The sequence below is a fragment of the Methylophaga sulfidovorans genome (assembly GCF_900114205.1).
GTDB classification, from domain to species: domain Bacteria; phylum Pseudomonadota; class Gammaproteobacteria; order Nitrosococcales; family Methylophagaceae; genus Methylophaga; species Methylophaga sulfidovorans.
In genome coordinates this window covers 203306-225544 of the sequence record NZ_FOSH01000003.1, presented here as the reverse complement: position 1 = coordinate 225544, position 22239 = coordinate 203306, and the positions used below count along the sequence as shown (strand labels likewise).

Sequence of the window (22239 nt, the reverse complement as noted above, 5' to 3'; positions counted from 1 at the left end):
ACTGATAAACACTCTCACACAAGCCAATCTTAAATCGCGAATAAACGATGAATAAAGTTTCGGTTTTGTCTGATGAGATTTTGTAATGAGCGTGGTAAGTTAATTTGATACACCATTTCTAAACTATTGACCTGCTGGCGCAAATTTTTGAGATAGACATTTTCCACATTGAACTTGGTGGCTAAGGCAATGACATTGCCCTTATTCTCAACCGGCAGAATCATAGCACGCTGTTGAAAGCTTTCATTAATTCTTTCCATTGTCGAGTTAAACAAGGCACGCTCACTTCCCCACAGATTAATACTTAAAACACCATTGTCAGTCAGAATGCCTGAACAGGCATCAAAAAAAGCCTGAACGCCAACGCTGGCCGCCATACCATTTTGATCATAGGCATCAACTAAGATCAGATCATAAGTAAAATCAGTTTGGTAAAAACAGTGATTAGCATAGAGATAACCATCGCCAAGATTGATATTTAAGTTGGGATTATTCACCGGGACCTGAAAAAAAGACTGCGCCACTTCCACCACATCCTGACGATATTCAACCACATCAACATAACAATCCGGAAAATGATGCAAAAGAAACTTAACCAGCGATCCTCCGCCCAGTCCAATCACCAATACTCTTTGTGGATTAGGGTTCAATAATAAGCAGCCCATCATCGCCTGAGTGTAGCTAAGTTCTAAATAATGCGGTTGGTTAAGTCGCATCGAACTTTGTCTGGGAAAAGTACCAAAATGTAATGACCGTGTATTACCACTATCAACCACTTCGATTAAACCATCATCAGAAACAGCTTGATGAATGAGTCTTCCATCACCATAAATTTGCATCAGGCATCGTCCTTGGCGATAAAGTGTTTGTGTAACCAGCCGCGGACAATACCAAGAACATTAGTTTCAACGCCGTAAAAATTCGGGCTCGTAGTCACAATTCTTCGTTGTTCATAATTCATAGCATTGGCTTTTATCATGTCAGCCCGGCGTTGAATAGCATTAGTATTTTGCCGAGAAGGAAAGTCTGAAATCAGGTCAAGAACTGCCTTCACTTTCTGGGGTTCCACTTGTTTCATATTGGCATTAATCCAAATAATGCCCACCTCACCATTGGCCATTGAAAAGCTGTCATTGACCAACTCAGCCGCTTCACCAAAGCCTATCAGTATTGTGGGTCCAGCCTGTTGCTTCTCTGCTAGATAACTTATCGCAGCAGCAATACGTGCTTCATTAGTTACCACATACGGTGCTTGCTTTGCCTCCGTTTTTTTATCATCGCCTTCCGCTGCTGGACTCTCAGTATCAGAAGGCGCGGCTGCCGTTTCTTCTGGAGACTGTTGCTGTGTCGTATCATTATCAGCCTGTTCCGGTGTTGTTTCTGGCGAATCAGTCTCAGGCTTTTTATCAGCATCTGAAGGCGCAAGATAGATATTGGGGGTCAGTTCATAATGCATAGCCACCGTCATTGTTGACCAGCCAGCTTTAGTCAGTCCTATTCTGAGCGTATGAATAACACCATCACTATCAATATCCTGGCCGCGCCCGGGGAGAATCAAAACCTTACCAGCCGCTTTACCAAGACTTTCCGGCATATATGTCGCATCTATCGGTTGCTCACTCACCGTTAGTGACACATACCCTTCAACATCACCCTGCTCCCGCAACATAATCGGTGAATTTTCTTCGGTAACGGTTTCCTTTTCATTACCTTTGGCAGGCTCTTCTGTTTCATCGGCCGCATAGGCAAATGCCAGATAACTTGCCATCACCAGCAAAGCGATAAGTTTCAACAGTTTTCGCAAGTCCAACTCCATCTCGTCATTTCTCGGTCCAGTATAATCTCAGCCTATTGATTTCAAAAGCTGAAAAAAGAAAGCCGATACGGTAAAGTATCAGGTTTACATCACGTTTTTATTATTCGATTTAAGAGAGACAATCATGGCTGAATTCAAAATTGCCCCTTCAATCCTGTCTGCTGACTTTGCTCGTCTGGGTGAAGAAGTAGATAACGTTCTAGCTTCAGGTGCGGATATTGTGCACTTTGACGTAATGGATAACCACTATGTACCGAATCTGACAATCGGGCCATTAGTATGCGATGCATTGCGCAAACATGGCGTCACCCATGAAATCGACGTACATTTAATGGTCAAACCCGTCGATCGCATTATTCCTGATTTTGCCCAAGCTGGCGCAACCTTCATCACCTTCCACCCAGAAGCCTCTGAGCATATTGATCGTAGTCTGCAATTAGTCAAAGCCGAAGGTTGTAAAACCGGTTTAGTATTTAACCCAGCTACACCACTTTCTCTGGCTGAACACGTTTTAGATAAAGTAGACCGTATCCTGTTGATGTCGGTTAACCCTGGTTTTGGTGGTCAGAAATTCATTCCACATACGCTGGATAAATTACGCCAAGCACGCAAAATGATTGATGAAAGTGGTTACGATATCGACTTAGAAATCGATGGTGGTGTTAACGTTAACAATATCCGTGAAATCGCTGAAGCAGGTGCTCGTACCTTTGTTGCTGGTTCAGCAGTATTTGGCGCAGCAAAAGATAGTGATCCTAACCGTTATGAAACAGTAATTGCTGCACTTCGTGAGGAATTAGCTAAAGCTAACGTCTAATCGCTAAATGAAGTTAGATTTACCTGAGGTTGTCTTTATTGACCTTGATGGCACGCTGGTTGACAGCGTGCCAGATCTGACTTGTGCAACCAATCACATGCTCAGCAGTTTAGGATTGGCAGAAGCAAGCGAAACTGACGTCAGAAGTTGGGTAGGTAATGGCATTCCCCGGCTTGTTGAACGAGCATTAACAGGCGATATGCAACAAAAAGCAGAGACAGCATTACTGCAAAAAGCATTGCCCTTGTTTTTAGACTATTATCAGCAGTTTCCCTGTGAAGAAAGTCAGGTTTATCCAGATGTATTTGAAGGTCTGAACTGGCTTAAAGATAAGCAGATTAAACTAGCATGTGTTACTAACAAGGACGAAACATTTACTTTGCCATTGCTTGAAAAGCTTGGTCTGAAAGATTATTTTGACCTTGTGGTATGTGGTGATACAACACCACATAAAAAACCCCATCCAGCACCATTGCTGTATGGTGTTGATTACTTTCGGATTACCCCCGAAAAGGCATTAATGATCGGCGATTCCATCAATGATGTAAAAGCAGCTAAAGCTGCAGGACTTGCCATTATATGCGTGAGCTACGGTTATAATCATGGTCAGCCAATTTCTGCAGCTGCACCCAATACCGTAATAGATACTTTTGCAGAGCTGGAAAGCTTATTTTAGAAAGAAGCAATGAAACAGTCAGAATTTGATCAACTTGCCACAGAAGGCTACAACCGCATCCCCCTATCACGGGAAGTTTTAGCAGACTTAGATACACCATTGAGTGCTTATCTCAAATTAGCTGATGCGCCCTATTCCTACCTGTTTGAATCTGTTCAGGGTGGTGAAAAATGGGGTCGTTACTCGATGATTGGTCTGCCTTGTCGCACCATTGTCCGTGTTCACGATAAAGACATTGTGGTGGAACTGGATGGGCAAGTTATTGAAACAGCACAAGATGACGATCCTCTGGCATGGATAGAACAATTCCAGGCACGCTATCGTGTCGCCGAAATTGATTCACTACCAAAATTTAATGGTGGCCTGGTCGGTTATTTTGGCTATGACACAGTACGTTACGTTGAATCACGATTGGATAAAGCTCCGGACTCAGACCCGCTCGAATGCCCTGATATTTTATTGATGGTTTCAGACGAGTTAGTGGTTTTCGATAATCTCAGTGGCCGATTGTATTTAATTGTTCACGCGGATCCGAATACAGAAAATGCCTACCGTCAGGCACAACAACGCCTGGACGAATTAACGCAAACATTGCGTCAAACAGCGATGAACTTCCAACAGAATAAAGCCCACAAACAGGTCAACGAAGAAGACTTTCAGTCCGGCTTTACTGAAAAAGGTTTTACCGATGCTGTTCAAAAGGCCAAACAGTACATTAATGACGGCGATATCATGCAAGTGGTTTTATCGCAGCGCCTAACCATTCCTTATAGTGCTCCTCCGATTGATTTATATCGTGCTTTACGAACATTAAATCCATCTCCTTATATGTATTACCTGAATCTTGGTGAGTTTTTTGTAGTCGGCTCATCTCCTGAGATTTTAGTGCGTATGGAAGATCAGGAAGTCACTGTCCGCCCAATTGCCGGCACACGCCCTCGTGGCAAAAATGAAGAAGAAGACATTGCCTTAGAACAAGATTTGTTATCCGATCCTAAAGAGCTTGCTGAACATCTGATGTTGATTGATCTGGGTCGTAATGATGTTGGCCGAGTCAGTAAAACAGGCACAGTAGAACTCACTGATAAAATGGTCATTGAGCGCTATTCTCACGTCATGCATATTGTGTCTAATGTTACGGGGCAGGTATTAGATAATATGTCAGCTATAGATGCGCTGAGAGCCACCTTTCCTGCGGGCACAGTCAGCGGTGCGCCTAAAGTGCGTGCAATGGAAATTATTGATGAATTAGAACCGGTTAAGCGCGGCGTTTATGCCGGTGCTGTCGGCTATTTATCCTGGTCTGGCAATATGGATACCGCCATTGCCATACGCACAGCCGTTATAAAAAATGAGCTGCTACATATCCAGGCTGGTGCAGGTATTGTGTATGACTCAGTACCCGAAATGGAATGGAAAGAAACGATGAATAAAGCCCGTGCGATCTTTCGTGCTGTTGCCATGGCGGAAGCAGGATTGGAAGCCAATCCTCATGCAGAAAGCTAAACTAGGAATAGATACATGCTGTTAATGATTGATAATTATGATTCCTTTACCTATAACCTAGTGCAGTATTTTGCTGAGTTGGGTGAAGAAGTCGCAGTTCATCGTAACGATAAAATTACTATTGCTGAAATTGAAGCAATGAATCCTGACAAAATTGTGTTATCACCAGGCCCTTGCACCCCGAATGAAGCCGGTATATCCATGGAAGTTATCAAACACTTTGCCGGGAAAAAGCCTATGTTGGGTGTCTGCCTAGGCCATCAGGCGATTGGACAGGTATTCGGTGGTGAAGTGATTCATGCCAGCCAGATAATGCATGGCAAGACATCCAAGGTGTATCACAATAATACTAGTGTGTTCAGAGATCTTAATAACCCATTGGAAGCGACACGTTATCACTCACTGGTTGTCAGTAAATATAATCTGCCGGATTGTTTTAATATCACCGCCTGGACACAAAATGAAGACGGTGAGCTGGATGAGATTATGGGTATTGAACACAAAACCCTGCCAATAGAAGGCGTGCAATTCCATCCAGAGTCTATTCTGACCGAGCAAGGTCATGAATTACTAAATAACTTCCTGCAGAGATAAGGCTTTTTCATGGATATACAGGCAGCTATTAAACAGCTTATCCAGCGCCAGGATTTTAGCCATGATGAAATGTCTGATGTGATGAACCAGATCATGACGGGTAATGCGACACCAGCACAAATTGGTGGCTTTTTAATTGGCCTGCAAATGAAAGGTGAAACTGTCACGGAGATTGCGGCTGCCGCCGAGGTTATGCGAGGTCTTGCAACACCCGTTCATATCAATGGCAGACATGTTGTTGATACCTGTGGCACGGGTGGTGATGGCGCCAGTACGTTTAACGTTTCAACAGCCAGTGCCTTTGTTGCTGCAGCAGCCGGTTGTCAGGTGGCCAAACATGGTAACCGCTCCATCAGTAGTAGCTCGGGTAGTGCGGATGTGCTTGAAGCCGCTGGTGTTAACTTAGAGCTCAGTCCGGTACAAGTAAAACACTGTATAGAAACAGTGGGCGTTGGTTTTATGTTTGCTCAAAAACATCATGGCGCCATGAAACATGCCATTGGGCCGCGTCGTGAAATGGGTGTCAGAACTATCTTTAATCTACTAGGCCCGCTTACCAACCCTGCTCAAGCCGCTCATCAGGTCTTAGGCGTGTTTGATAAAAAATGGGTAAAACCGATGGCTGAAGTGTTACAAAAACTCGGCAGCCAACATGTTTTAGTTGTACATGCTGAAGATGGTCTCGATGAAATCAGTATCGGGGCAGAAACCCATGTCGCTGAACTCAAAGATGGCAAAGTCAATACCTACACCATTAAACCTGAAGATTTTGGTATCCAGCAGAACTCTATTGAAAGCTTAACGGTCAGTAATGCTCAGGATAGTCTATCGCTGATTAAGGAAGTCTTCGAAGGCAAACCAGGTCCAGCACGTGATATTGTTGTGTTAAATGCCGGTGCAGCAATTTATGCAGCTGATATCACCACTTCACTTGAAGAAGGTATTGTTAAGGCTGCAGAACTTATCGACTCAGGTGCCGCCACGCAAAAATTAAATGCCCTTATTGTTACAAGTCGAACTTAATACTATGTCTGAAAATACACCCGATATTTTGCTCAATATTCTGCAACGTAAACAGCAGGAAGTCGCTGAACGCTCAGCTAAAATTCCACTAGCTATTATGCAGCAGTTGGCTGAACAAGCTAATCCTGTTCGTGGTTTTGTTGAATCTATCAGCAAAAAAATTCTTAATAACGAACCGGCCGTGATTGCAGAAGTGAAAAAAGCCTCGCCGAGCAAAGGTTTGATCAGAGAAAACTTTATACCTAAAGACATTGCCGTCAGTTACGAGAAAGGTGGAGCAGCCTGCTTATCTGTCTTAACCGACCGTGATTTTTTTCAGGGGCATGAGGTATATTTACAAGAAGCACGTAATGCCTGCTCCCTGCCGGTGATTCGTAAAGACTTTATTATCGATCCCTATCAGGTATTTGAAGCAAGAGCGATTAGTGCAGACTGTATTTTATTAATTGTCGCGGCTTTGGATGATAATCAACTAGAAAGTTTAAGCCAGCTCGCGATTCAACTAGGTATGGATGTACTGGTAGAAGTACACGATCTTGAAGAATTAGAACGTGCTCTGATATTGAATCTACCTTTAATCGGTATCAACAACCGAGATCTAAGAACTTTTGAAACCTCGCTCGATACAACTCTGTCGTTACTTCAACGTATTCCACAGGGTCATATCGTCATCACTGAAAGCGGTATTCTCACCCGTGATGATGTCAAATTGATGCGTGACAATAATGTGAACGGTTTTCTGGTTGGGGAAACCTTTATGCGAGCTGATGATCCAGGTGAGGAATTAGCCAAGCTTTTTTACTAAAGGTTTTTTATGACGATGTTCTTCATCATAGACGATCATCGTCTTACCTTTTGCCCATAACAGGCCATTGTCCTGTAACTCTTTGAGGACACGACCAACCATTTCACGTGAACAGCCCACCATGCGGCTGATTTCCTGGCGTGTCACTTTGATTTGCATACCATCAGGATGACGCATTGCATCGGGTTGAGCGGCTAACTCATGCAGAGCTGACTCTACCCTACCTGCCACATCAAGAAATGCCATATCAGTGGCTTTACGGGTAGTGGATAATAATCGTTTTGCGAGTTGCTCAGCGATGGTAAACAGCAGTGTTGGATAGCAGTCTTTTAACTGTGTCTTGGAAAGATTCAACACCTGCTGATAAGAAATTTCTTCAGTACGAACATCGGTTCTGGCACGCACAGTCACCATACGCTCACCGACATCAGAGAACATGCCTATCTCACCAATAAAATCACCCTGGTTCAGGTAAGCAACGATAAGCTCCTCACCTTCCTCATTTTCCATACATACACTCACTGAACCTTCACGAATATAATAGAGTGTATGAGGCGGATCACCGGGACGAACAATGATATTTTTCGCCGGATAGGTTTTTGTATGGCAGCAACGGAAAAACTCTGCTAATCCTTGTTCAATGGCCTTGTGTCTGTGATAGTCCATCTATTCGTCCAAAAATGAGTCTGTGGGCAATAATACAGCATAAACGGGTATAATCCCTCAGTGATTTGATAAATATGTCAAATTTAAAGTGACTTATCAACTTTAGGAAACATTTTAATGAAAGCACGAGTGAAATGGGTCGAAGATGTTTTATTCATCGGCGAGTCAGGAACAGGTCATACCGTTGTAATGGAAGGACCTGAGGAAGCAGGCGGACATGGTACAGGCATGCGTCCGATGGAATTATTACTTCTGGGGATGGGCGGATGTACAGCCTACGATGTCATCGAAATCTTGAAAAAGTCTCAACAAGATATTCGGGATTGTGTGCTCGAAGTAAAGGGTGAAAGATGCGAAGAAGCGCCAAGGGTCTACACCAATATCCATGTTCACTACAAAATCACCGGAAAAAACGTAAAAGCGAACTTTGTTGAACGTGCCATCAATATGTCGATAGAAAAATATTGCTCGGCAACCATTATGCTGGCGAAGACAGCCACTGTGACACATGATTACGAAATCATTGAAGTTGAGTAATAACCAACAAAGAGTAACTCATGCCTGAAAACAAACCTGTACGACCTGGTAAGACCGGCGGCATGCGCCATGTCGCCCTATTTGTTGATGATTTGGCTGCATGCGAACATTTCTATACCGAATTACTCGGTATGGAAGTTGAATGGCGGCCTGATGAACAAAATGTGTATCTGAGTTCAGGTAACGATAATCTGGCTTTACATCAGGCCTCTGAGTCGCCAGCGCCAGCTCATCAACAAAAGTTGGATCATATTGGTTTTATCATTCCAACTATGGATGAAGTCGATACCTGGTTTGAATTTCTCAATGCAAACAATGTTGAAATTCGAAATCCACCACGTACACACAGAGATGGTGCCAGAAGTTTTTACTGTTATGACCCAAGCGGCACTGTTGTGCAAATTATTTACCACCCACCCATCTCATAGAAATGAAAACGTATATTTATAAAAGCCTTAAAAAAGAAGAGTTATATCTCTACATCACTAAAAAAGATGATTTTTCGGAAGTGCCTCAAGAACTCTATGACTCAATGGGAAAAGAACCACAGTTCGTCATGGAACTTGAGTTATCGCCCGAAAAACCACTTGCTCGTGAAAATGTAATCACCGTTATCAAAAACCTGGAAACCCAAGGATTTCATGTGCAGATGCCACCCCGCGCAGAAAAACTGGGTGACTTTGTTAATCAGAAAAAACAGCACCTTCACTAGCTTCTAGCTAATTGGCTAAGCTCATACAAGAGATCCAGTGCTTGTTTTGGGCTTAGTTCATCCGGGCTTATTTGCTGTAGTCGTTTTTCCAAGGCTGATGATTCAGGCTGAGCAGTAAATAAATCCTGTTGTGGCTGTTCTGCACTAGTTTCAGGCGAATAATGTGTTTGCTCAAGCTGTTTTAATTTGGCTTTAGCGGCATTAATCACATCAGCTGGCACCCCCGCAAGCTGAGCTACTTGCAATCCATAACTCTGACTGGCAGCGCCCTCCTTCAATTGATGAAGGAAAACGATTTTATCGCCATGTTCAATTGCATCAAGATGGACATTTCTGGCTCGCTCAAATAACTCCGGTAGCTGAGTCATCTCAAAATAATGGGTCGCAAATAGCGTGTAAGCACCAATATCACGAATCAGTTTTTCAGCACATGACCAGGCTAATGCCAAACCATCAAAGGTGCTTGTGCCACGACCGATTTCATCCATCAACACCAAACTATGATGTGTGGCATTATTCAGAATATTTGCAGCTTCATTCATCTCAACCATAAATGTTGAACGCCCGGAAGCCAGATCATCTGATGCGCCAATACGGGTAAAGACTTGATCCACTGGTCCGATAATCGCCTTAGTGGCAGGAACATAACTGCCCATATGCGCCATTAAGACAATCAATGCAGTCTGTCGCATATAGGTCGACTTCCCGCCCATATTAGGACCAGTAATAATTAATGTGGATTGCTCAGTCGTTAATTTCAGATCGTTGGCGCAAAAAGGATGCGCTTGGCAAACTTCAACTACAGGGTGTCGACCCGCCTCAATATATAGACCGCTTTCCTTTACAAATTGTGGCGCAACATAATCCAATGTTTCTGCCCGCTCAGCTAGATTAGCTAATACATCCAACTCGGCCAGAGACATCGAGCATTGTGACAAAGCTGACAGCTCCGGTTCTACCTTATCGAAGAGTTCATCATAGAGAGCTTTTTCTAAGGCTAGAGCTTTTTCATTCGCACTCAGCACCTGTTCTTCAAATCGCTTCAGGTCTGGAGTGATATATCGTTCTGCGTTTTTTAATGTCTGACGGCGAACATATTCATCAGGCAATGAAATATCATGTGCTCGGCTTAACTCAATAAAATAGCCATGAACCTTGTTATAGCCCACTTTAAGTGTATTGACGCCTGTTCTTTCACGTTCTTTTCGCTCAAGCTCATCTAAAAAGCCACTGGCGTTTTTATGCAGATCACGTAAACGATCTAACTCATCGTTGTAGCCAGCTTTTATCACCCCACCATCTCTTATTAAAACAGGAGGTTCATCAATCATTGCATTCTGTAATAATTCGAGTAGCTCACTAAATGTGCCCAGCTGTCGGTCCAATTGCCGCAGATGAGCACTTTGTTTTGATTTTAATAGTTGATGTAACTCAGGCAGTGTTTCTAAAAGACGTCGTATATGCATAAAATCGCGTGGTCTGGCTGTTCGCAGAGCCATACGTGACAAAATACGTTCAATATCGCCCAGCGACTTCATTAATGAATGACAGTCATTGAAGCTGTGATGATCTAAAAACTCCTGAATCACCTGCTGTCTATCAGCTAATACCTTGTGATCACGAATGGGACGCATCAACCAACGTCTTAACAAACGTGCCCCCATAGGTGTCGCTGTTTTATCCAATACAGAAATCAGGCTATTCTCTAATCCACCGGATAGGTTGCGCTCAAGCTCAAGGTTTTTGCGTGACTGTGGATCCAGTCGAATACTATCTTTTGAATACTCGACAGTGAGTTGACGTAAATGCGGTAACGCTGTTCGATGTGTTTCCTGAGCATAGTTCACTAAACACCCTGCAGCACGAAGCGCAATATCCAGTCCATCACAACCAAACCCTTTTAGATCTGTTGTATTAAACTGCTCACATAATCGTGTTTTTGCTGCCTTTAATTCGAAATGCCAGTCTGGCAATTGTCGAAGCTGTTTCTGAAAAGCCTCAAAATCCGAACTTAAAGTCTCGCTCAATAAAATTTCTGCGGGTTGCAATCTAGCGAGCTCGGCTTTTAGCAAATCAGCACTATCTAATTCACTGATAATGAATCGGCCACTACTAATTTCTGCATAAGCCAGACCGTAACGTCCTTTCTCTTCACAGATAGCTAACAGTAAATTCTCATTACGACTATCTAATAAAGCTTCTTCAGTCAGCGTTCCCGGAGTAAGAACCCGAACCACCTGACGTTCAACCGGCCCCTTACTTGTCGCCGGGTCGCCAATTTGCTCACATATAGCAACGGATTCCCCTAATTTAATAAGGCGTGACAAATAGTTATCCGCCGCATGATATGGCACACCAGCCATCGGAATCGGCGCTCCATTACTGCTACCACGGGCAGTTAAGGTGATATCGAGCAATTCAGCCGCTTTATGAGCATCGTCAAAAAACAACTCATAAAAGTCGCCCATACGATAAAACAACAAAAAGTCCGGATGTTCTGCTTTGATGCGCAGATACTGCTGCATCATTGGAGTATGATTTTGTCTTTGAGTCATTTTAATAGTTTATATCATGCAAAATATTTCTGATGCATCACTGCAAACAAAAATCATTCAAGTCGCTGAAACCTTAAATAAAAACCATTTAATGCTGGCAACGGCAGAGTCATGCACTGGTGGTTGGGTAGCGAAATGTTGTACCGATATCGCAGGCAGTTCAAGCTGGTTTGAGCGTGGTTTTGTCACCTACAGCAATCAGGCGAAGCAAGATCAACTTGGCGTTCAATCAGCCTCATTGCAGCAATATGGCGCTGTGAGTCAAACGGTCGCAGAAGAAATGGCTCTGGGTGCGCTTAAACATTCGAGAGCTGATATCAGTGTCGCATTAACCGGTATTGCTGGCCCGGGCGGTGGTACGGAAAGTAAGCCTGTCGGCACGGTTTGGATAGGCTGGGCACGTCAGCCAAACAAAGTTATCAGCCAGCTTTTTCAATTCGAAGGTGATAGAGAAAGCATCAGACGGCAAGCCGTATTGAAGGCCTTATCCGGAATCATTAAAAACGCTAGAGACTGACTGCTTTCTATGGGATAATCGAAGGATTTATTAAAAACAGCTTCAGAGGTATTGCAATGGATGACGATAAGAAAAAAGCGCTAGGCGCCGCGCTTGGTCAAATTGAGAAGCAATTTGGTAAAGGCTCAGTGATGCGCCTTGGTGATAATGCGGCAGCTCGTGATGTGTCGGCCGTATCTTCTGGTTCTATCGGATTAGACATTGCATTAGGTATTGGCGGCCTTCCTAGAGGTCGGGTTATTGAAATTTACGGTCCTGAATCTTCAGGTAAAACGACATTAACGCTGCATGCTATCGCTGAAATGCAAAAAATAGGTGGCACCGCGGCTTTTGTCGATGCTGAACACGCTCTGGATCCTGTTTATGCTGAAAAGCTGGGCGTCAATATTGATGATTTACTAGTATCTCAACCTGATACTGGCGAACAAGCATTAGAAATCACCGATATGCTGGTTCGTTCTGGTGCTGTTGATATTGTCGTTGTTGACTCAGTTGCCGCATTAACACCAAAAGCAGAAATCGAAGGTGATATGGGTGATAGTCATATGGGCCTTCAGGCTCGTTTGATGTCACAAGCTTTACGTAAATTGACAGCCAATATCAAACGCTCAAATACCCTGGTCATTTTCATTAACCAAATTCGTATGAAAATTGGCGTGATGTTTGGCAACCCTGAAACAACAACGGGTGGTAATGCACTTAAATTTTATGCATCTGTGCGTTTGGATATCAGACGGATTGGCGCCATTAAAAAAGGTGATGAAATCCTGGGTAACGAAACTCGCGTCAAAGTCGTCAAAAATAAAGTGGCTCCTCCATTTAAACAAGTCGAATTCGATATTATGTATGGTGAAGGCATTTCACGCGAAGGCGAACTGATTGATCTGGGTGTTCAACAAAATATTGTTGAAAAATCAGGTGCTTGGTATAGCTACAATGGAACACGTATCGGTCAGGGTAAAGACAATGTTCGTGGTTATCTGAAAGAAAACCCTGAAATGTCAGCTGAGATTGAAAGTAAAATACGTGAAGTCATGTTACCTAAAAAAGCAGCCAAAAAAGATGACAGTGCTGTTGAGGATGATGTCGAGGCGTGAAGCAATCAGCCAGTGCACGAGCCGTAAGCTATTTAGCCAACCGCGAACATAGTGCTCATGAATTGGCGCAAAAGCTCAGCAAAGCAGGTTTTGACGTAGAAGAAGTTGAAAACGTTATTCAGCAATTAAAAGAGGCTGGCCTGCAAAGTGATTTTCGGTATGCAGAGAGTTTTATCCAATCCCGAGCAAATCGGGGTTATGGCGCTGTCCGAATCAGTATGGAATTAAAAGAACGTGGTGTTGCTGCCGACATCATCAGCGAATGTATGAATCAGGCAGAAATAGATTGGTTTACGCTTGCTGCAGACGTTCGCAGTAAGCGTTTTGGCGAGGAAATGCCCGATGATTATAAAAGCAAAGCAAAACAACAACGCTTTTTACAATATCGCGGTTTTACTCATGAACAAATAACGGAAAGTTTTAATTTAACCGACGATGAAAAGTAGCGCAGATATCCGCAAGTTGTTTCTCGACTTTTTCGCAAGTAAAGGTCATGAAGTCGTAGCAAGCAGTCCCCTTGTTCCTGCTAATGACCCCACCCTTCTCTTCACCAATGCAGGTATGGTGCAATTTAAGGAGACATTCTTAGGTCAAGAAACCCGCAAGTACACTCGGGCAGTGACGACACAACGTTGCGTCCGTGCCGGCGGTAAACACAATGACTTAGAAAATGTCGGTTATACCGCTCGTCACCACACGTTCTTTGAAATGCTGGGTAACTTTAGTTTTGGAGATTACTTTAAACGTGAAGCTATTCAGTATGCGTGGGAATTCCTGACAGAAACACTTGGCCTACCTGCTGAAAAATTATGGATCACCGTTTTTGAAGAAGATGATGAAGCGGCTGATATCTGGTTAAAAGAAATTGGCGTATCAGCAGAACGTTTCTCACGCATCGGTGCGAAAGATAACTTCTGGTCTATGGGTGACACTGGTCCTTGTGGTCCCTGCTCTGAAATTTTCTATGATCATGGTGAAGATGTCGCCGGTGGACCACCAGGTACACCAGAAGAAGATGGTGATCGTTATATCGAAATCTGGAATCTGGTCTTCATGCAATTCAACCGTTCAGCCGATGGTACCTTAACACCATTGCCTAAACCTTCTGTTGATACAGGCATGGGTCTCGAACGTCTGGCAGCAGTATTACAACATGTTCATAACAACTACGAGATTGATCTGTTCCAACACCTGATCCAAGCGATTCAGAAACTGTCTGGTACCGAAGATCATACTAACTTCTCACTACGCGTTATCGCCGATCATATTCGCTCATGTTCATTCATGATTACTGATGGCGTATACCCTTCTAATGAAGGTCGTGGTTATGTCTTACGTCGTATCATCCGCCGGGCAATTCGTCATGGCCATAAACTCGGACTGAAGGACAATTTCTTCTACAAACTAGTCCAACCTCTCGTTGATGAAATGGGTGAAGCTTTCCCTGAACTTGCTCAATCTCAAGAGCTTGTTGAAAAAGCGCTGCAACAAGAAGAAACACGGTTTGCCGATACGCTGGATAACGGCTTAAAAATTCTGGATCAAGCAATTGAGGATATGGGGGATAAAGAAATCCCCGGTGAAACCGTTTTCTTGCTTTATGATACCTACGGCTTCCCTATTGATTTGACTGCGGATATTGCCCGTGAACGTGGTCTGACTATCGATATCGCTGGATTTGAACGCGCTATGGAGGCACAACGTAATCGTGCTCGTAGTGCCAGCCAATTCTCCGGTGGTTTATCAGACCAAATTACTATCGATAGCAGTACTGAGTTTTGTGGTTATGACTTAACTCAACACGACAGCACTATTCTGGCTATTATCGTCAATGGTGAACACGTCGATAGTATTTCTGAAGGTCAAGAAGGATTGATTGTTTTAGACAAAACCCCTTTCTATGCCGAATCTGGTGGTCAGGTGGGTGACCATGGTGACATCAACGCTGACAATGCCAGCTTTACCGTCACTGATACACGCAAACAGTCACAGGCATTTACACATATCGGTCGTTGCGAACATGGCCGCTTCCAAGTTGGACAACGTGTAACAGCACAGATCGATGAAAATAATCGTCTGGCAACTGCATTAAACCATTCTGCTACTCATTTATTACATGCCGCACTGCGTAAAGTGCTCGGTGAGCATGTCATGCAAAAAGGTTCACTGGTCAATCCACAGCGTTTACGTTTTGACTTTTCACATTTTGAACCTGTCACACCAGCTCAACTACGTGAAATCGAACGTTTAGTTAACCAGCAGATTCGTCTTAACCACCCTGTCGAAACCCGTTTAATGGCGATTGAAGAAGCGAAGAAAAGCGGCGCAATGGCTTTATTCGGCGAGAAATACGATGACGAAGTTCGTGTATTAAGCATGAGCGACTTCTCTATCGAGTTATGCGGTGGCACGCACGTTAAACACACTGGCGATATCGGTGTGTTAAAAATTACCTCAGAAGCCGGTATTGCATCAGGTGTTCGTCGTATTGAAGCCGTTACCGGTGAAAAAGCGATTGATTATATCGAACAGATGGAAACGACTCTGGCGGACGTATCGGACTTACTGAAAGCGAAACCCGCAAATGTGCAGGACAAAGCATCTCAGCTGGTTCAACGTCAACGCGAGTTAGAAAAAGAATTAGAAGCGTTGAAAGCTAAATTAGCAAGCAGTGCAGGTAATGATCTGGCTGATTCTGCAACAGAAATCAACGGCATCAAAGTACTTGCTTCCACTCTGGAAGGCGCCGATGGAAAATCGCTCAGAGATGCTGTGGATCAATTAAAAAACAAGCTGGGCACAGCGGTAATCGCGCTAACGGCTGTCAATGATGAAAAAATTACAATAATTGCTGGCGTTACCAAGGATATTACCGATAAAATCCGCGCCGGAGATCTGGTTGGCCATATAGCTAGTCAGGTTGGAGGTAAAGGTGGCGGCCGTCCTGATATGGCTCAAGGCGGCGGTAATGAACCCCAGAATTTGGCAGCAGCACTAGCATCTGTTCCAGACTGGGTCACTTCGAAGCTGGAAAACTAAGCATGTCTTTAATCGTTCAAAAATATGGTGGAACATCCGTCGGCTCTGCTGATCGTATTCGCGAAGTAGCGAAAAAGATCATTGATTATCGTAATCAAGGCCATGATTTAGTCGTTGTTGTCTCAGCAATGAGCGGCGAAACAAATCGCTTAATCGATTTGGCCAAACAATTAACTGATAATCCTCGTGGTCGCGAGTTAGATGTTTTGCTCTCAACAGGTGAACAAGTCACCATTGCTCTGCTCAGCATGACGCTTGCTCAAATGGGTATGCCGGCTGTTTCCTATACTGGAAGCCAGGTCCGTATATTAACGGACAATGCACATAACAAAGCCAGAATTATGGAGATTGACGATAATAAAATTCGCCAAGATCTCAATCAAGGAAAAGTTGTGGTCGTAGCAGGCTTTCAGGGCTGTGATGAGAATGGCAACATCACCACACTTGGTCGTGGCGGTAGTGATACTACAGCTGTTGCTCTTGCTGCAGCGCTAAAAGCTGATGAATGCCAAATCTATACTGATGTCGATGGTGTTTATACAACCGATCCCCGTGTTGTACCAGAAGCCCGTCGATTAGAATCTATTACCTTCGAAGAAATGCTGGAAATGGCCAGCTTAGGTGCAAAAGTATTGCAAATTCGCTCTGTCGAGTTTGCGAGTAAATATAACGTCCCATTACGTGTCCTCTCCTCGTTTACAGAAGGTGGTGGCACATTAATAGCGGCTGAGGACCCATCAATGGAACAAGCTTTAATTTCAGGTATTGCGTTTAATCGTGATGAAGCCAAACTGACTATTCTCGGCGTACCTGATCACCCAGGCATTGCCTCACAAATTCTCGGACCTATTGCGGCAGAGAATATTGAAGTTGACATGATCATCCAAAACACCGGCCATGACTCAACAACCGACTTTACATTTACTGTACATCGTAACGACTACCAAGCAGCTTTAGCGATTCTGAAGAAAACAGCAGAAGAGCTAGGTGCAAGAGAAGTCAATGGCGATGAGAAAATTGCAAAAATCTCGGTAGTCGGTGTCGGTATGCGTTCTCACGCAGGGATTGCAAGCACGATGTTTGGCTCTCTGGCAAAAGAAAACATCAACATCAGTATGATTTCTACCTCTGAAATTAAAATATCCGTGGTGATTGATGAAAAATACCTGGAGCTCGGTGTCAGAACGTTACACAAAGCATTTAACCTGGAGCAAGCACCCTCTTAAAATCTAAATGCTTGAGCCATTTCATTTTTTTGTCATCATTTTATCGCGATCACTTCATGTTCCTGATAAAATATTCGTTGGACGAGGGATAAATACCATTTTTATATAGTCCATGAATAAAGGGGCAAAAAGACCCCCAAGCTGAATAGGACAAAAGGCACGAGGCCTACTCAATTGAAAGGAGTCATGATTATTCTCCTAGTAACCTCGGCCAATTTTTGAGAGTAAAGGGGAAAAAAATGTTAATACTCACACGCCGTGTTGGCGAATCACTTATCATCGGTGACGATGTTGTTGTAAACGTACTTGGTGTTAAAGGCAATCAGGTAAGAATTGGTGTTGACGCGCCTAAAGACGTCACTGTTCACCGTGAAGAAATTTATGATCGCATCCAGGCTGAAAAAGATCAGCCAAATGTGAGTTAAATTTACAATTATCACTAGCCAAATCGTTATCATCTGATATACTAGGCGGCTTTGATGGAGAGCTGGCCGAGAGGCTGAAGGCGCGCCCCTGCTAAGGGCGTATAGGTTTACCCCTATCGAGGGTTCGAATCCCTCGCTCTCCGCCATAAATTTATTGATGGCATCCTTGGATGCTTGTATAATAAGCGGCTTTAGCGCCCGTAGCTCAGCTGGATAGAGTACCTGGCTACGAACCAGGCGGTCGCACGTTCGAATCGTGCCGGGCGCGCCAATTAAGTACATAATCAAGCAGTCACCGAGAAGTCGGGACTGCTTTTTTATTTCAATAAAAACATTACAGATAAATAGCGCCCGTAGCTCAGCTGGATAGAGTACCTGGCTACGAACCAGGCGGTCGCACGTTCGAATCGTGCCGGGCGCACCATCTGTCTTATGTAGTCAAAGATTTATCTTCGGCCTTTTTCAACTAACTGACACAAACTATCATCTGCATAGAATGTTAACTGTCCAGATGAAAGATGTTCATACCACTCTACCAGCTTAATATCTGATCAACCTTCTAACTCTTGTAAAATATGAATCGACGTTCCGTTTTGTATACATCAGAGGAAGTCACCAAGCCCTGCTTTCATTAATGCCTTTCAAACAATCTTCATATAAGATGCAAGCCTAAGAATTTCTTCGCCTGACTTGGCAACTTATCTATATTTATACCCAGCTTAAAAAAGATTTGACCGATTATTTGCCGATAGCTATTGTCCAGCAAATCATGAAGTTGAGATTTATTCTGGGCAGAATCATACGCATCCATATAACCAATTTTTTTGCTTTCAAGCTTGGACATAATATTTGTTAAGTTAATACCATTCTTTAGACAGTAATTCATGTCAGTAAGCTCATAAAGTTTTGTTTTAATCTTTCCTAACTGTTGTTGTGAAATCGGGATTTCGTAGCCAGAATTACTCGGGCAAATGGATAGTCCTAAGAATTCAATATCTTGCTCAGGGGCAGCAATGATAGTCTTAGATTTTAAGTCAATATCGTGTATATCTAAAAATACTTTTCTAAGTTCTTGCTTACAAAAATCATGAATCTGATGGCAAGAATCTTTATTATTAGCAAATGCTATCAAATCATCAGCATACCTAATCATTTTGATATTTTTTTTAATAACTGCATCGTCAAAATTCTTTAGATATAAATTAGCTAAATATGGTGAAAGTGGCATTCCCTGGCGTAAACCAAGACCGCGAGATATACCTTGTTGGTGAATGATTCTTGCTAAATTTCCATCCGCTTGTATCTCTGTATGTACGAACTTAATAATTAGATTATGTAAAGATCTATACTTAACCTTTTTTCTAATTAGATTTTCGATTTCAGCCCTTTGAATATTGTCAAAAAAAGCACTGATATCGGCCTTATAAGCCCAGCTTTGGGACTGTCTCAAACTCTTTGCTTTTGTTACAGCGCACTCTACTGCCTTACTGTAGCCATTAATGAAACCATAACTTATTTTATTAGCAAGAGTTTGATCGTGATTATTTAGAAACCGAAGGATACATCGTTGAACAAAACGATCTTTAACAGTTGGAATACAAATAATTCTATATTTATTATTTGGTTTAGGTATTGGAGCCGCCCTTAGCAGCATTGGAGTGTATGTACCTGACCTGATTTTCTCAGATAAAAGAGAAATATAATTATCTTTATCATCATCAAAATCATTAATACTCAGACCATCAATGCCACTGGCATCTCTTTTTTTTCTGGGTGTACTAGAATACATGTCTTTCCATACAGTAGACATGAATTCCGGATCTGAAATTTCAAAGAGTGCTGAATATCGTTTCTGGGATGGTTTTATAGCAGACCTCCAAGATACACGTGCGTTTTGTAGCCCCTAACACGTGCAACAGAGAACGAGACTTCAACCAAACACGCTATGACTTTTATAACTAATACCAGCCAAGCCACGATGGTCAACTTGCAGCGGTCATAACCATTGCCAGCTGTATAGCACCAATGTTTCTCCGTGTGCGCTACCTCCGAAACTGCATCGTAGGCAATGCGAGCACAACATTATCTATATATGGATGAGGTTGATAAAATTCAAGTATTTATTTAACAATTATTATTCATATACTTAAACACAGCCGCACAAATTTAAAAGATGCAATGAGAAATATATCGCTTCGATAGTAAATATTATTTGTCTGGGTTAATAAGGATTTTTATATCATCCATCACGACATCAGCTGAGTGGTGAATAGCAAATTCAGGGTGAATCGCATTCTTTATTTTCTCTGCAATCAATTGCGACTGATAACTTTGCTCTACTGTGAAACGTAATAAAGGCACTCTGGTGACTCGCAATACATTATCGAGAAACTCATCACGTAGCTGTCTGGCAGGTTTGTTATGGGAGGCATCGTCGAGCTCTATCGCACATAGAATGTCTGCTGTTTTAGTGTCAGTCAAAACAAAGTCGACATGCTTAGACTGAATTTTGTTAAAGGCTTTTTGCCAATCAGATTTAGACTTTGTTTGTTTTACACTAACTATATCGGCAAGTCGTACTTTATAAGAAATATCATACTGTCCATCTACGGCAAGCTTCAGGCTATGTATAAATGATAGTTCTGCTGGAGTGAGTAATGCGGGTTGTTTACTGTAGGGATAATCCGTTGTCTTTTCTGTTTCTTTCTTGTCACCTTTCATCAAGGCAAGAAGTAGAACAGCCACTAATATGACAATAAATAATGAAATAAAAACAAATGACATTCTAATATTCCAGTTGAAAAACTGATCTTAGAATAGATGCTCATCGCTCAGCAATGAATAAAGACATTATTCTATAACTATTTATCAAGCATCTGTTTTATATAACAATAGCCCTCTTACAGCATTATCATAAAAAGCTCTTCTTGCTTTTTATGATAAGCCGCGACAGTGACTTTACGAATGGATAAGCAGTCGCTGCCAAACAATACGTTCTAAGCTACTTTGAACTGTCTAACCATACTGGTGAGCTTTTCACTTAATTGGGCAATTTCCTGGCTCGCTTGTGATACTTGCTCTGAGCCTTCAGCCGTGTTTTCTGACACTTGTTGAATATTATGTACATTGCTATTGATTTCATTCACAACATGACTTTGTTGCTCGGCTGCCGTCGCAATTAATGTATTCATTTCGGTGATCGAGCTAACGGAGTTCGTGATTTCTTTTAATGAATTAGTGGCATCCACTGCTTTTGATACCAGGCCTTCAATGCTCGTCTGATTCAGTGCCATTGAGTTAACAGCGTTATCTGAACCTTGCTGCAAAGTAAGAATGAGGTCTTCAATCTCTTTGGTTGAGTCTTGTGTTTTTTGTGCTAAAGAACGTACTTCATCAGCCACAACAGCAAAACCACGTCCCTGATCGCCAGCACGAGCAGCTTCAATAGCTACATTTAGAGCAAGTCAGTTCGTTTGTTCTGCAATGTTCTTAATTACATCAAGTACGGTACCGATGTTTTCGCTATCTGATTTCAGGGTTTTAATGACTGAGGTTGAGGTAGTAATTTCTGCTGCTAAATTATTAATTGATGAAACAATTTCCTCAACAACTTTTCGACCAGATTCTGAATCCTTATCCCCTTTCACCGCCGCTTCAGAGGCTTTTTCAGCACTAATGGCAACTTCCTGTACGATTGCAGTCATTTGCGTGATAGCCGATGCCACGTGCATCGTTTCATTTTTTTGCTTGGCAATATTCTGATTGGTGGAAATACTCACCACAGAGGTTTCTTCTGCTGTCGATAATTGCTCTGATGCCTGGGTAAGACTAATGACTAAGCTCTGCAACTTTTCGACAAACAGATTAAAGGTTTTTCCCATCGCATCAACTTCATCTTCGCTGTCAAAGTTCATGCGTTTTGTTAAATCATTATCCTCAGCCATCGAGGTAAGAACCGTCATCACGCCTTTAATAGGTGTGACGATATTGCTGATAATAATTTTTGAAATGAAAATACCAATAATCAATAAAGCGACTGCCATAGCAATAAGGCTGAATAAACTGGATCTCTGTACATTCTGCACATTTTTTACTGAACGGTTTGTGATGTTATCAATACTTGCTTGCATCGCTTGTAAGCTTTCAAATAGCTTTCTTCAATTTCTTGTAACTGCGTCTGTTCATCCTTTGACAGATAACCACCACCCGACATACTGCCGCCACGTTT

At 42.7% G+C, this 22239-nt stretch carries 23 protein-coding genes and 3 tRNA genes; 18 read left to right on the top strand and 8 right to left on the bottom strand.

The genetic code is table 11. The features are described from left to right. Positions 1–29: 29 nt before the first annotated feature. Together BM232_RS03700 and BM232_RS03695 are read right to left on the bottom strand one after the other, a co-directional pair. On the bottom strand, positions 30–839 hold the full coding sequence (locus tag BM232_RS03700; RefSeq protein WP_091711830.1) for a spermine/spermidine synthase domain-containing protein: 810 nt from the start codon (positions 837–839) through the stop codon (positions 30–32). Further along, entirely contained in the window at positions 839–1804 is a 966-nt protein-coding gene (locus BM232_RS03695; protein WP_177207243.1) for a DUF3530 family protein, read from the bottom strand. The genes BM232_RS03700 and BM232_RS03695 overlap by 1 nt, the downstream gene beginning before the upstream one ends. A gap of 136 nt (positions 1805–1940) precedes the next feature. Here BM232_RS03695 and rpe point away from each other — a divergent pair, with 136 nt between their 5' ends. From rpe to trpC, 6 genes are read left to right on the top strand one after another with little or no spacing between them, the layout of a single operon-like run. Continuing rightward, complete coding sequence (gene rpe / locus BM232_RS03690) at positions 1941–2633, top strand: ribulose-phosphate 3-epimerase (RefSeq protein ID WP_091711828.1); 693 nt, start codon at positions 1941–1943, stop codon at positions 2631–2633. Positions 2634–2640: 7 nt separating this feature from the next. Then, entirely contained in the window at positions 2641–3309 is a 669-nt protein-coding gene (locus BM232_RS03685; protein WP_091711827.1) for a phosphoglycolate phosphatase, read from the top strand. A 9-nt stretch (positions 3310–3318) separates the two neighbouring features. Then, positions 3319–4815: an anthranilate synthase component I gene (trpE, locus tag BM232_RS03680; protein ID WP_091711826.1), complete on the top strand. Its 1497-nt coding sequence runs from the start codon at positions 3319–3321 to the stop codon at positions 4813–4815. Between the two features lie 15 nt (positions 4816–4830). Then, complete coding sequence (locus BM232_RS03675; RefSeq protein WP_091711825.1) at positions 4831–5409, top strand: anthranilate synthase component II; 579 nt, start codon at positions 4831–4833, stop codon at positions 5407–5409. Positions 5410–5418: 9 nt separating this feature from the next. After that, positions 5419–6432, top strand: coding sequence for an anthranilate phosphoribosyltransferase (gene trpD / locus BM232_RS03670; RefSeq protein WP_091711824.1), 1014 nt, complete (start codon positions 5419–5421; stop codon positions 6430–6432). Positions 6433–6436: 4 nt separating this feature from the next. Next, entirely contained in the window at positions 6437–7237 is an 801-nt protein-coding gene (trpC, locus tag BM232_RS03665; RefSeq protein WP_091711854.1) for an indole-3-glycerol phosphate synthase TrpC, read from the top strand. On the opposite strand, the gene crp is transcribed toward trpC, so the two are convergent. After that, on the bottom strand, positions 7217–7903 hold the full coding sequence (crp, locus tag BM232_RS03660; RefSeq protein ID WP_091711823.1) for a cAMP-activated global transcriptional regulator CRP: 687 nt from the start codon (positions 7901–7903) through the stop codon (positions 7217–7219). The genes trpC and crp overlap by 21 nt on opposite strands. Before the next feature lie 117 nt (positions 7904–8020). On the opposite strand from crp, the gene BM232_RS03655 reads away from it, so the two are divergent. Genes BM232_RS03655 through BM232_RS03645 form a run of 3 tightly spaced genes read left to right on the top strand, consistent with a single transcriptional unit; the run spans position 8021 to position 9152 of the window. Then, positions 8021–8440, top strand: a complete 420-nt coding sequence (locus BM232_RS03655) for an OsmC family protein (RefSeq protein WP_091711822.1) — start codon at positions 8021–8023, stop codon at positions 8438–8440. A 20-nt stretch (positions 8441–8460) separates the two neighbouring features. Continuing rightward, complete coding sequence (locus BM232_RS03650; protein ID WP_091711821.1) at positions 8461–8868, top strand: VOC family protein; 408 nt, start codon at positions 8461–8463, stop codon at positions 8866–8868. Positions 8869–8870: 2 nt separating this feature from the next. Next, the gene (locus BM232_RS03645; RefSeq protein WP_091711820.1) at positions 8871–9152 is read left to right on the top strand and encodes a YcgL domain-containing protein; all 282 of its coding nucleotides are present in this window, start codon (positions 8871–8873) and stop codon (positions 9150–9152) included. On the opposite strand, the gene mutS is transcribed toward BM232_RS03645, so the two are convergent. Next, positions 9149–11707: a DNA mismatch repair protein MutS gene (mutS, locus tag BM232_RS03640; RefSeq protein ID WP_091711819.1), complete on the bottom strand. Its 2559-nt coding sequence runs from the start codon at positions 11705–11707 to the stop codon at positions 9149–9151. The two genes, BM232_RS03645 and mutS, sit on opposite strands and share 4 nt — an antisense overlap. A 16-nt stretch (positions 11708–11723) precedes the next feature. Here mutS and pncC point away from each other — a divergent pair, with 16 nt between their 5' ends. The 9 genes from pncC (at position 11724) to BM232_RS03595 (ending at position 18435) form a co-directional block, all read left to right on the top strand. Next, on the top strand, positions 11724–12224 hold the full coding sequence (gene pncC, locus BM232_RS03635) for a nicotinamide-nucleotide amidase (RefSeq protein WP_091711818.1): 501 nt from the start codon (positions 11724–11726) through the stop codon (positions 12222–12224). A gap of 56 nt (positions 12225–12280) precedes the next feature. Continuing rightward, positions 12281–13321 (top strand): recombinase RecA, encoded by a 1041-nt coding sequence (recA, locus tag BM232_RS03630; RefSeq protein ID WP_091711817.1) that lies wholly within the window; start codon positions 12281–12283, stop codon positions 13319–13321. Beyond that, complete coding sequence (locus BM232_RS03625; protein WP_091711816.1) at positions 13318–13767, top strand: regulatory protein RecX; 450 nt, start codon at positions 13318–13320, stop codon at positions 13765–13767. Before recA ends, BM232_RS03625 begins: the two co-directional genes overlap by 4 nt. Continuing rightward, positions 13757–16360, top strand: a complete 2604-nt coding sequence (gene alaS / locus BM232_RS03620) for an alanine--tRNA ligase (RefSeq protein ID WP_091711815.1) — start codon at positions 13757–13759, stop codon at positions 16358–16360. Before BM232_RS03625 ends, alaS begins: the two co-directional genes overlap by 11 nt. A 2-nt stretch (positions 16361–16362) precedes the next feature. Beyond that, positions 16363–17586 (top strand): aspartate kinase, encoded by a 1224-nt coding sequence (locus BM232_RS03615; RefSeq protein ID WP_091711814.1) that lies wholly within the window; start codon positions 16363–16365, stop codon positions 17584–17586. Positions 17587–17825: 239 nt separating this feature from the next. Beyond that, on the top strand, positions 17826–18011 hold the full coding sequence (gene csrA / locus BM232_RS03610; protein ID WP_091711813.1) for a carbon storage regulator CsrA: 186 nt from the start codon (positions 17826–17828) through the stop codon (positions 18009–18011). 56 nt (positions 18012–18067) lie between these two features. Next, positions 18068–18157, top strand: a tRNA-Ser gene (locus tag BM232_RS03605). Between the two features lie 48 nt (positions 18158–18205). Further along, positions 18206–18282, top strand: a tRNA-Arg gene (locus BM232_RS03600). 76 nt (positions 18283–18358) lie between these two features. Continuing rightward, positions 18359–18435: transfer RNA gene (locus tag BM232_RS03595), tRNA-Arg, on the top strand. A 228-nt stretch (positions 18436–18663) separates the two neighbouring features. On the opposite strand, the gene BM232_RS03590 is transcribed toward BM232_RS03595, so the two are convergent. From BM232_RS03590 to BM232_RS15035, 4 genes are all read right to left on the bottom strand, one after another. Continuing rightward, positions 18664–19800 (bottom strand): reverse transcriptase domain-containing protein, encoded by a 1137-nt coding sequence (locus tag BM232_RS03590; RefSeq protein ID WP_177207242.1) that lies wholly within the window; start codon positions 19798–19800, stop codon positions 18664–18666. Positions 19801–20219: 419 nt separating this feature from the next. Next, complete coding sequence (locus BM232_RS03585) at positions 20220–20795, bottom strand: DUF2726 domain-containing protein (protein ID WP_091711811.1); 576 nt, start codon at positions 20793–20795, stop codon at positions 20220–20222. A gap of 212 nt (positions 20796–21007) precedes the next feature. After that, a complete protein-coding gene (locus tag BM232_RS15040; RefSeq protein WP_342708122.1) occupies positions 21008–21457 on the bottom strand; it encodes a methyl-accepting chemotaxis protein in 450 nt (149 codons plus the stop codon). An 18-nt stretch (positions 21458–21475) separates the two neighbouring features. Beyond that, a complete protein-coding gene (locus BM232_RS15035) occupies positions 21476–22141 on the bottom strand; it encodes a methyl-accepting chemotaxis protein (protein ID WP_245752806.1) in 666 nt (221 codons plus the stop codon). Between the last annotated feature and the right edge of the window lie 98 nt (positions 22142–22239).